This is a genomic window from Streptomyces sp. NPDC003011, from assembly GCF_053591515.1.
Map to the genome: position 1 here is coordinate 66,606 of NZ_JBSFTY010000044.1, position 10,989 is coordinate 77,594.

Below are 10,989 nucleotides of genomic sequence, written 5' to 3' on the forward strand. Positions count from 1 at the left end.
CTGGATCGCTGGTTTGGTTGTCCGGCCACGTCCAGGTCGCAGGCCGACGCTGGATGACCATGTAAGGGGACTGCTTTCACGGGGCTCTGTCTTTCTCCTCGCGGGCCGTGGCCGGCGTGGGCGCCACGCTCAGGCGTCGGTGTCGTCGTGGCCGAGGTTGCCGCCCAGCTCGCAGGAGGCTTCGACCTGTGCGAGGAGTTCCCTGGCCTTGGCCGAGACGCCCTCGATGGCGTCGGCGCCGGCGACGAAGCGCAGCGGCGGCTGGTCCTGGCCGGCGAGGGTCAGCAGGGCGTGGGCGAGCTTGGCGGGGTCGCCGGGCTGCTGCCCGTTGATGCTCTTCCAGGCTGCGACCGTGGCGGTGGTGCGCTCGGCGTAGTCGTCGATGGTCGGCTCGGGCCAGGTGGTGGAGGCGTCCACGAGCAGCTCGGTGCGGAAGTAGCCGGGCTCCACGATCGTGGTGCGGATGCCGTACGGCTTGATGTCGTGGTGCAGGGCCTCCATCCAGCCCTCGACGGCGAACTTGGAGGCCGCGTAGGCGGAGGTGAACTCCGTGCCGACCTGACCGGCGAGCGAGGAGATCGTCATGACGTGGCCGTCGCGCTGCCGGCGCATGACGGGCAGGACGGCACGCGTGACGTTCATCGGGCCGAAGAGGTTGGTCTCGATCTGCTGGCGCATGTGCTCCGGGGAGACCTCCTCGAAGTAGCCGGCGAAGAAATTCCCGGCGTTGTTGATCAGGACGTCGATGCGGCCGAACCGGTCGACCGCGGCCTGCGCGGCCGCCTGCGCGTCCGCCAGGCTGGTCACATCCAGCTTGGTGACCAGCAGGTTGTCCTGCGGCCCGCCGAGGGTCTTCTCGACGTCCTCGGGGCGGCGGCCGGTGGCGACGACCTGGTGGCCGGCCGCCAGGGCCTCGCGGACGATGTCCGTGCCGAGACCACGTCCGGCACCGGTGATGAAGATGACCTTGCTCATGAGGATTCCTTACGTCGGGCTGCGCATACGGCGCCCGGTGTGTGTGGGGGGATCGACTGTGGCGGCCGGGCGATGGATGGGGGGTCAGCCCTGTTCGGTGGGCATGATCCACAGCTCGCCGATCGCGGTGCGACGGGGGCGGGTGACCATGTAGGCGACGCCGTCGGCGATGTCCTCGGAGGCAAGGAGCTCGATCCGCCCGATGACGGGGTCGACCAGCTCGTTGCGGACCTCGGGCGTGTTGTGGCCGACCAGCTCGGTCTCCACGGCGCCCGGTTCCAGGACACCGACGCGCACGTGGCGCTGGGCGAGTTCCTGGCGCAGGGACTCGGTGAAGCCGTTCACGCCGAACTTGGTGAGGTTGTAGACGCCGTAGCCCTTGCTGGCCACGCGGCCCGCCTGCGAGCTGATGTTGACGATGTCGGCGACCTGGCGCGGGCCCTGTTCGGCGGCCCGCAGCAGATGCGGCAGCGCGGCCCGGGTGGTGTGGAGCAGGCCCTGCAGGTTGACGGCGATCATACGGTCCCACTCCTCGGCGTCCGCGCCGACGACGGGGCCCAGGAGCATCAGACCGGCGTTGTTGACCAGCGTGTCCAGCCGTCCGAACCGCTCGACGACCTGCTCCACGGCCCCTTCGGCCTGGTGACGGTCAGCGATGTCCGCTTCCACCACCAGCGCGGTGCCGCCCGCCTTCTCGATCTCGGCGGCGAGGTCTGCCAGGCGGTCCTTGCGGCGGGCCACGAGCGCGACGGATGCACCGTGCTCGGCGAGCTCGCGGGCGGTGGCGGCGCCGATCCCGCTGCTCGCGCCGGTGACGAGAGCGACGGTGCCGGTCAGTTTCGGTGCCACGAGGGTTCTCCTCTTCTTCAGACGCATGGCGTGGGGGTGCAGACGCGCGGGGGCAGACAATGGGCATTACCGAACCCTTATGCGCTCTTTCTCGCACACACTGCGCGCATCGGCATCGTCGTGCGGATGCCGGGGGCAGTGTCGTGAGCCCGCTATCCAGGCAACCACCCGCGAACGCCCCGTGGGCCGCCGTAAAGGGCACCGCTCTTCCGGGGGTCTGCCAGTACCCCCTTCCAGGGCGCCGACCTGCCGGTTCCGGCCGTACGGTGGACCCATGGACCGCAGCAGCGAGATCCGTGAGTTCCTGCGCACCCGCCGGGCCCGGATCACTCCCGAACAGGCCGGTCTCGCCCCGCACGGCGGCGCCCGCCGTGTGCCGGGGCTGCGCCGCGAGGAAGTCGCCCAGCTCGCCGGGGTCAGCGTCGACTACTACGTCCGCCTGGAGCGAGGCCGCACCAAGGGCGTCTCCGAAACCGTCCTGGACGCCGTCGCCCGCGCCCTGCACCTCGACGAGACCGAACGCGCCCACCTCTTCGACCTCACCCAGCCCACCCCCGCCCGGACCCGCCGCAAGCGGCCGCTCGCCCCCCAGCGAGTCCACCCGGTCCTGTACCGGACCCTGGACTCACTCAGCGTCCCCGCGGTGGTCCAGGGGCGACGCCTGGACGTCCTTGCCGCCAACAAGCTCGCCCACGCTCTCTACACCGACTTCGAAGCCCGGCCCCGCCGCGAACGCAACTTCGCCCGCTTCGTCTTCCTCGACGAGGCCGCCCGCACGCTGTACGCCGACTGGGAGCAGGTCGCCGGGGACTGCCTGGCCATGCTGCGCCTGTACGCCGGACGCCACCCCGACGACCCGCAGCTCACCGAGCTGATCGGCGAACTGTCCCTGCACAGCGACACCTTCCGCCGCATGTGGGCCGACCACGACGTCACCGCCCACACCACCGGCACCAAACGCCTGCACCACCCGCTCGTCGGCGACCTCACCCTCGAATTCGCCGTCCTCGCCGTCGAGGGCGACCCCGAGCAGACCCTGGTCATCTACACCCCGGAACCCGCGTCCCCCTCTGCCGAGGCTCTCAGCATCCTCGCCAGCTGGACCAGCACGTCCGCCGCCACGGAGCGGCACGCTCCCGCAGAGACACCTGATTCAGCCGGCTGACGCCCGCGGACACGCGCAGCACGAGCGCCAGAAGCGGCCCAGCGCCACATCACGGCCACATCTCAGCGCCTTCGCCAGGAGAAACGGAACAGCATGGAATTCGCCAAGCAGCAGCCCACCGTCAAGGCACCGGCCGACTGGTTCACGGGTGACGTGTGGTTCGACGTGATCCACGCCGGCCAGGAGCCGTCCCGGATGCGCGCCAACCTGGTGCGCTTCTCGCCGGGCGCGCGCACGCACTGGCACTCTCACGCCCTGGGTCAGGCCCTGTACGTCGTCTCCGGCACCGCTCTGATCGGTAGCCGCGACGGCACGGTCTTCGAGGCCCACCCCGGCGAGACCGTCACCTGCCCGCCCGGCGAGGAGCACTGGCACGGCGCCGTGTCCGACCGCTTCATGGAGCACATCGCCATGTGGGAGGGCCTCGGCGACGGCGCCTCCGAGACCGAGTGGCAGGAGCCGGTCACCGACGAGCAGTACAACGGACCGCGCACCACCAGTCGCGCCTGAACCGGCAACCGCCCCGTGAGCGGGCCGGGTTCATGCCGGCCGGACCAGTCCCACGTCGTAGGCGAAGACCACGGCCTGGACGCGGTCTCGGGCGCCGGACTTGGCGAGGATGCGGCCGGCGTGGGACTTGACGGTGGTTTCGGCGACGTGGAGGCGTTCGGCGATCTCGGCGTTGCTGTAGCCGCAGGCGATGGCGGTGAGGACCTCCCGTTCGCGGTCGGTGAGGGAGGCCAGCCGACGTTCCTGATCGCGACTGCGGTGGCTGATCTTCCGGCTGAAGACGTCGATGAGTTTCCGCGTGAGGCCGGGCGCGATGACGGCGTCTCCGGCGGCCACCGCGCGGATGGCGGCGACCTGGGCTCCGGTGTGCAGCCGGACCCCGTGGTCACGGTGGACCTGGGCCAGGAACTGACCGGCCTGTTCACCGACGGCCTGCGCCAGAGGGAGGGGAGCCGCCTCCAGGAGCGTGGCCGAGAGGGCACGACCCGCGGGGCCGACAGCGGCCCGAGCGTTCCCGAAGTGCGCGGTGCGGCCGCGGCGCATCGCGAACCGTGCCCGCGCATATCGGAATACGGCACCGAGGGCGCGCACGATGAGCTGACCAAGGGTTGGTCGGCGACCGGCTCACCATGGCGATGGACGTCGGCGGCATGGGCGTTCGAACAGCCGTTGCCGGCGTTTGGCGCACCGCCAGGCTCATAGCGAGCTGCCGCCGCGGTTCACACTAGACACCCACACCCGATCTTGCCAAAAAGGAAAACTTGCCAATTCGGAAAATATCCTGGATGGTTGTCGGCATGACGAAAGAGCCGAGCCTGCGTGAACGGAAGAAGCTGGCGACCCGGGCGGCATTGAGCCGTGCGGCCTGGTTCCTGATGGTCGAGCGGGGACTCGACGCGGCGACCCCGGAGGCGATCGCCGCGGCAGTGGACGTGTCGCCGCGCACGTTTCGCAACTACTTCGCCAGTCGCGAGGAGGCGATCCTCGACGGCCTGGTACGGAGCGGCACTTCCCTGCTCGACGCCATGCGGGCCAGGCCCGTGGAGGAGCCGCCGTGGGACTCCCTGACCCAGGTGCTTCCGTCCTTCGCCGCGCAATACGCCGGTCAACGGGACAACTTCGCGGTGCTGATGCGCGTGGTCGGCGAGCAGCCGTCGATGCGGGCGCAGCACGTGGTCACGTACGAGCAGGCCGATCAGCAGCTCGCGGAACTCTTCGCCGAACGCACCGGCACCGACGCCGAGCGGGACTTGACTCCCCGGCTGCTGGCCGCCGCGGCAGCTGCCGTGCTGCGAACGTCCATGGAGATGTGGGCAAAGGGCGACACCGACGTCGCGCTGCCCGATCTTGTCCGTGAGGGCCTCCGGCAGGTGCGCACCGGCCTTCCCACCGGTGCCCCGGTGGCGGCCTCCCAGCCGTCGCCGGCTGTGTAGCTGTGCACGCGCCAGTGGGTCGCGCGACTCGCACAACCTTGACGAGCAGGAGCGCCTCATGGCCCCGTTCCCCTACAGGCTGAACCGATCCGCGTTCCCTCGGCGATGCCCTGCCGCCGCACCGGCCGGGTGCCACCGCGCCATCTCACGCCGGTCGGCCGGTGCAGACCCGGGGAGCCCGAGAAACCGATGAGTGCCTTCCACCCCGATCTCACGCTCGCGCGCTTCCTCCCCAAGGTGTCCTACGGTCCCGTGACCTCGGGCATCATGCGGAGTCTGAAGCCGCGCCCGACCGCCCCTGGGACCGACCTCACCGTTCAGGACATAGTCGTGCCCGGGCCGAAGGACGCACCGTCCGTCTCGCTCCGCGTCTTCCAGCCGACCGGCTTGAAGGCGACGGCGCCGGCCCTCCTCTGGATACACGGCGGCGGCCTCATCTTCGGAGCGCCGGAACAGGACGACCGGACGAGCATCGCCTTCGCCCGCGAACTCGGCATCACCGTCGCCGCGGTCCGCTATCGACTGGCGTCGGACAGTCCCGCGCCCGCGGCCGTCGAGGACGCCTACGCCGCACTGCGCGGCCTGGTCGCGCGGGCGGGCGAACTCCACATCGACATCGACCGCATCGCGATCGGCGGTGCCAGCGCGGGTGGCGGCATCGCCGCAGCTCTCGCACTGCTCGCCCAAGACCGCGCCGAGATCCGACCGGTGTTCCAACTGCTGGTGTACCCGATGCTCGACGACCGCACGACGACGAGAACGGACCTGGACACGCGGAACATGCGTCTTTGGACTCCCAAGAGCAACCGATACGGCTGGTCGTCCTACCTCGGCGACGCCGTAGCGGGCCCGGACGTCTCCCCGTACGCGGCCGCAGCCCGCCGCGAGGACCTCACCGGTCTTCCTCCGGCCTGGATCGGCGTCGGCACCCTCGATCTCTTCCACGACGAGGACACCGAGTACGCGCGCCGCCTGGGCGACAGCAGCGTCCCCTGCGCACTCCACATCGTCCCTGGCGCTTTCCACGGGTTCGACGCGGTGTTCCCCAAGGCCGACGTCTCCCAGCAGTTCTGGCGCCGACAGGCTCGGGCGCTCGATGCCGCGCTGTCCGGCTGACACCCCCCGGCGCGCCACTCGGCGCTGAACGCGGCGCACCCCTCGGCGCGCCCCTCGGCGCGCACCCGCATCGCCATCGAAGTCCTCCAGAGCCTGGCCGGCTGCCCCTGCGCGAGAGCGCTCCCGGCCGGGCTGACAGCCCATGCCCACGCACAGCGCGGAGAAGACGCCTGCGCCTTGCGCCCCAGCACATCGATCAGGAGCACATCATGGAAACACCGACCCCCGTCCGCGAAGCGAGCGGGCGTGAGCCGGTTTCGTCCGAGGCGGATACCTCCGACGCGGACCGGAAGATGAAGATCGTCAAGTACGTCTTCCTCTTCGTCATGCCGTTCCTCATGGTCACGATGATGTACGCGACGTACATGGGCACCATGCACTCGCCGAAGACGCGGGACATGCCGGTCGCCGTCGTCGGTTCGGGGGCCGCGGCCCAGTCCGTCGTCGACGAGCTGGAGTCCGCCGAGGACGGCACCGCCGAACCCCGGCTGGTCGCCGACCGCTCGGAGGCGCTCGACCTGCTCAAGGACCGTGACGTCGCCGGTGTCCTGCAGATCCCCGCGGACGGCGCCACCGAGGCGACCCTCTACACGGCCCAGGCAGCCGGCGCCTCACAGGCCGGAACGGTCAAGCAGCTCCTCGCCCCGGTGGCAGCCGGCCACGACTGGACCACGAAGAACCAGGACATCGCCCCTCTGCCCGCCGGTGACAGCGCGGGCATCGCGGTGCTGTTCGCCGCGATCGGCATGATGATGGTCGGGTACTCCCCGCTGAGCGGCATGATCGCGGCGGTGCCCCATCTGCTCTCCGTGCGCCGTTTCCTGCCGATACTGGCTGGCTGGGCGGTGGCGACCAGCTCGCTGATCTGGCTGATCCTGGGGCCGGTCGTGGGCGCCGTCGACGGACATTATCCGGCGTTCGTCGGGGTCGCCCTGCTCGCGACAGGCGCCGTGGCCCTCAGCCAGCTGCTGTTCGTGAAACTCATGGGCGGACTGGCGGTGCTGCCCGGAATGCTGCTGTGGATGGTCTTCGGGGTGCCCGCCTCCAACCTCGCCATGCCGATCCACTCGATGCCCGGCTTCTTCGGCTTCCTGCACAACGTGCTGCCGCTGCCGGCCGCGGGCGAGGCGCTGCGGTCCATCGTCTACTTCGACGGCCGCGGAGTCGGCACCCACCTGCTCACCCTCGCCGCCTGGCTCGTCGCCGCCCTCGCGCTCAACCTCCTGGTGGAGCGCCGCAAGGGGCTCACCATTCCGACCACCGAGGCGACCGACGACCCCCACTTCCCCCGGCCCGCGATGGCCGGTGGCCCGGTGCGCTCCAAGCGGCTCCGGTACTTCGCGGTGGCCGCCTTCCCGCTGACCATCCTCACCGTCGTCGTCGGCCTGATGAGCGCCTCCCTGCACCAGCCGCAGGTCCGCGACATGCCCGTCGTGGTCGTCGGCGCCTCCCAGGAACAGGCCACGCAGGCGGCCCGCGGCCTTCAGGACGGCCTGGGCGACCTGCTCTCCCTCACCACCAGCACCTCCCTCGACGCGGCGACGGACCAGATCCGCGAGGGCAAGACCGTCGGCGTGTACGTCCTGCCCACCTCAAAGGGCGGCGAGGCCACGCTGTACACCTCCTCGGCCGCGGGCGCGAGTCAGCACTCCGCCCTGCAGTCGATGTTCCAGCAGATCTCGGCTGGCCAGAAAACGCAGCTGGAACTGACCGACGTCCAGCCGCTGAACAACTCCGACTCGGGCGGCAGCAACAGCATGTACGCGGCCATGTCCTGGATCATGGCCGGCTTCCTGGTCATGGCGGTCCTGCGCGGCGGTGCCCCGGAGATCAAGCGCCTGCGGCAGCTCCTGCCCATGCTCGCCGGCTATGCGGTCGGCATGGCCGTGTGGCTGTGGTTCCTGTTCGACGTCCTGATCGGCGCGATCAACGGCCACGGCTGGGCGATGATCGGCTTCGGATCCCTGACGATCTTCAGCATCTCGATGTTCACCGGAGTCTTCACCCGCACCCTCGGCATCGCCGGGATCATCCCCGTCCTGGTGATCGCCCTACTGGCCGGGATCCCCGCCTCCGGCGGAGGCATCTCCCTCTACATGGTCCCCGAGATCTTCCGCGAGCTGAACGGCATCCTGCCCCTGCCCGCCGCGGTCGACATCGTCCGCGCCACCGTCTACTTCGACGGCTCCGGCATCGCCGGCCACCTGGGGACCATCGCCGCCTGGGGCATCGTGTGCCTGCTGATCCACATCGGCATCGACTGGGCCATCGCCCGCCGCGACCGCACCCGCGACACCGACGGGCCGGACGGGGCAGACAGGTCGGACGGGGGAGACGGCGGCCCCGGCATCCGCCCGATCGATCGGCGAGCCGATGAGCCCGTACCGGTCGGCCCGAGCGGACCGGCGCCTGAGGCGGCACCGGGAACCATCGCCCTGAGCAGCAGGCGACGGATCCGGCGCCGACGTTCCTGACCTGTGGGGGTCCCCGCCCGAACGGACCGGGGACCCACACAATCCACCGATGCGACAGACGGTGCCCCGCTCGGCGGCACTCCAGGTGTCTGGAAGGGACTCGATCCGCTGTCCGGCTCGACGACGAGGACGCCGACACCGCCTCCCCCACTGCGTCGACCGCTCAGAACTGCACCTCGAGGACGGCCCCGTCCCACGGCGGTCTCGAACTGAGGGCAGTGTGCGCCTCCGTGGCGGAACTCCCCAGGAGAACCACTCACACCTCGGCGAGCGTCTGTTCTACGGTGCCAGCAGTGATCGAGGACGAGGGAGGCACCGTGGAGCAGCGCAGGACGGTGTTGGCCGAGCGGATCGCCGAACGGCGGGCCGGGATTGGCGATCCCCGGGCGGTGGTGGGTGAGATGCGGCGCTCGGTTCTGCTGGTCCCCTCCGTCGACGGTCGTCTGTGGTCGGCGCGTTCGGGTGGGGTGCGGTGGATCTGCGGGTTCACCGACGAGACCGCGCTGGCCCAGTTCGCCCTGCGCCACGCGCCCGGTGACCAGCCGATGGACTACGCGGCGCTGCTGGGCGCGCGCATCGTCGACGAGATCGTGCCCACCCTGGACGAGCCCGCCGGTCTCGCCGTCGACATCGCCAGTGAGGACGGATCGATGTTCTTCCCGCCGGTCACGGGGATCGTAGGGGACGGTGTGGCCGTGGACGGCGGCCTGCACGAGGTTGGGGACGGCCGTGGGCGGTGACGGTGGGAACCTGAGTTTCGACCCGGCGTCGGTGGCGAAGTTCACGCAGGGCGTGGGCGCGATCATCGACCAGCTCGGTGACCTGGGCGGCGCGACCGGTTCGGTGATGGGCAAGGGCTTCTCCGAGCTGTCGATGACGGGGATGGAGGCCGGCCACCACGGTCTCTCCGTCGACTTCGAGGACTTCTGCGAGCGTTGGGAGTGGGGTGTGCGCGCGCTGGTGCGTGATGCCAGCGAGATCGCGAACCGTCTGGGTCTGGCGGCGGGCACCCAGTGGGAGCACGACCAGTACGTCGAGGGCGCGGTCAAGGTGGGGGTGAACTCCGTGATGGGCGGCAACCCGCACGCCACGGAGGAGGAGATCACCCAGCAGGACTGGGGTGATGTGTTCACCCCGGACGCCCTGGACCCGGACTGGAGCGCGGAGTCGTTCGACAGGGCCGGTCAGGAGATGGAGCAGACCTGGAAGGACACCGGCCGCACCGTCCTGACCCAGGGGCAGGGCGGCCAGCGGTCGGAGGTGCTCAACGACGCGCTCGGCATCTCCGACGAGCAGTGGGACCAGGCGCTGGACGACACCTTCGGCCCGTCGCCGGAGGAACGCGCCCAGCAGGCGCAGCAGCAGGGTGAACACGGGGGCAACTGAACGTGGGTATCGGCGACTTCATCAGTGACATCACGCCCGACTCGGTCGAGAACGCGGTCGAGGACGGTGTCGAGTGGGTGGGCAACCGGGTCGAGGACGCGGGGAAGTGGACGGCGGACCGGCTCGATGACGTCGGCTGGCAGTCGGGTGCGGACTGGGTGCGTGAGCAGTCCCGTTCGGTCGCCAACCGGATGGGCGCCGAGGTCGACGAGATGGACCTCGGGCAGACCGAGGACAAGACCAAGCTGATCTACGGCAGTCCGGACAAGCTCCGTTCCACCGCCGAGAAGCTGCGCGCGTTCCAGAAGGCCTTCGACGACGCCGGTGACGGGCTCAAGGGCCTGGACTCCTCCCGGCTCAAGGGTGAGGCGGCCGAGGCGCTGCGCACCGCGGTGAGTACCCAGCCGCCCAAGTGGTTCACCGGCGCGGACGCGGTCGAGAAGGCGGCCGCCGCGCTGGAGACGTTCGCCTCCACCATCACCTGGGCGCAGGGCCAGGCGCAGGCGGCGATCGACACGTGGAAGGAGGGCGTCAAGGCGTCCCAGGACGCGGCCGACGCGCACCGCAAGAAGGTCGACGACTTCAACAGTGCCGTCGACCGCTACAACGCTCAGCCCGCCGACCAGCGCGACCCCGCCTCGCTCCCGCCGCGTCCCGCTTCGACGTTCGAGGATCCCGGCAAGGCGCTGATGCAACAGGCGCAGGATCTTCTGGCGGAGGCCCGCACGCAGCGGAACACGGCGGCGGAGACGGCCCGTTCAGCGGTGCGTGCCGCCCGCGACACGGCTCCGGAGAAGCCGTCCTACGCCGAGCAGCTGGGCGATGGCGTGCAGGAGTTCCAGATCATGGGGGACCATGTCGGCGGCGGTGTCATCAAGGGCACCGCGGGGCTGCTGAACTTCGTCCGCAGTGTCAACCCGCTGGATCCGTACAACATCACGCACCCGGCCGAGTACGCCACGTCCCTCAACAGCCTGGCCGCCGGTCTGGTCGTCGCCGCCAACGACCCGGTCGGCACCGGCAAGCAGATGGTCGGCGACTTCATGAAGGACCCCTACGAGGGTTTCGGCCGGCTGATCCC

General features: G+C 70.3%; 11 protein-coding genes. 8 read left to right on the forward strand and 3 right to left on the reverse strand.

What is annotated here, in order from left to right:
- Positions 1-129: 129 nt before the first annotated feature.
- Both ACWD0J_RS23040 and ACWD0J_RS23045 read right to left on the reverse strand, forming a co-directional pair.
- Positions 130-975, reverse strand: a complete 846-nt coding sequence (locus ACWD0J_RS23040) for an SDR family oxidoreductase (protein WP_451497685.1) — start codon at positions 973-975, stop codon at positions 130-132.
- Positions 976-1,059: 84 nt separating this feature from the next.
- On the reverse strand, positions 1,060-1,824 hold the full coding sequence (locus ACWD0J_RS23045) for an SDR family NAD(P)-dependent oxidoreductase (protein ID WP_451497686.1): 765 nt from the start codon (positions 1,822-1,824) through the stop codon (positions 1,060-1,062).
- A gap of 274 nt (positions 1,825-2,098) precedes the next feature.
- On the opposite strand from ACWD0J_RS23045, the gene ACWD0J_RS23050 reads away from it, so the two are divergent.
- Together ACWD0J_RS23050 and ACWD0J_RS23055 are read left to right on the forward strand one after the other, a co-directional pair.
- Positions 2,099-2,989, forward strand: a complete 891-nt coding sequence (locus ACWD0J_RS23050; protein ID WP_451497687.1) for a helix-turn-helix transcriptional regulator — start codon at positions 2,099-2,101, stop codon at positions 2,987-2,989.
- 93 nt (positions 2,990-3,082) lie between these two features.
- Positions 3,083-3,499: a (R)-mandelonitrile lyase gene (locus ACWD0J_RS23055; protein WP_451497688.1), complete on the forward strand. Its 417-nt coding sequence runs from the start codon at positions 3,083-3,085 to the stop codon at positions 3,497-3,499.
- Positions 3,500-3,529: 30 nt separating this feature from the next.
- On the opposite strand, the gene ACWD0J_RS23060 is transcribed toward ACWD0J_RS23055, so the two are convergent.
- Complete coding sequence (locus ACWD0J_RS23060; RefSeq protein ID WP_451497689.1) at positions 3,530-4,042, reverse strand: LuxR C-terminal-related transcriptional regulator; 513 nt, start codon at positions 4,040-4,042, stop codon at positions 3,530-3,532.
- 254 nt (positions 4,043-4,296) lie between these two features.
- On the opposite strand from ACWD0J_RS23060, the gene ACWD0J_RS23065 reads away from it, so the two are divergent.
- The 6 genes from ACWD0J_RS23065 to ACWD0J_RS23090 all read left to right on the forward strand — a co-directional run.
- On the forward strand, positions 4,297-4,932 hold the full coding sequence (locus ACWD0J_RS23065) for a TetR/AcrR family transcriptional regulator (RefSeq protein ID WP_451497690.1): 636 nt from the start codon (positions 4,297-4,299) through the stop codon (positions 4,930-4,932).
- A gap of 189 nt (positions 4,933-5,121) precedes the next feature.
- Positions 5,122-6,048 (forward strand): alpha/beta hydrolase, encoded by a 927-nt coding sequence (locus tag ACWD0J_RS23070; RefSeq protein WP_451497691.1) that lies wholly within the window; start codon positions 5,122-5,124, stop codon positions 6,046-6,048.
- A gap of 209 nt (positions 6,049-6,257) precedes the next feature.
- On the forward strand, positions 6,258-8,522 hold the full coding sequence (locus ACWD0J_RS23075) for an ABC transporter permease (RefSeq protein ID WP_451497692.1): 2,265 nt from the start codon (positions 6,258-6,260) through the stop codon (positions 8,520-8,522).
- A 401-nt stretch (positions 8,523-8,923) separates the two neighbouring features.
- Positions 8,924-9,262 (forward strand): SseB family protein, encoded by a 339-nt coding sequence (locus ACWD0J_RS23080; RefSeq protein ID WP_451497698.1) that lies wholly within the window; start codon positions 8,924-8,926, stop codon positions 9,260-9,262.
- Positions 9,252-9,908, forward strand: coding sequence for a hypothetical protein (locus ACWD0J_RS23085; protein WP_451497693.1), 657 nt, complete (start codon positions 9,252-9,254; stop codon positions 9,906-9,908). The genes ACWD0J_RS23080 and ACWD0J_RS23085 overlap by 11 nt, the downstream gene beginning before the upstream one ends.
- 2 nt (positions 9,909-9,910) lie before the next feature.
- A partial coding sequence (locus tag ACWD0J_RS23090) for a putative T7SS-secreted protein (protein ID WP_451497694.1) occupies positions 9,911-10,989 on the forward strand: 1,079 nt, incomplete at its 3' end.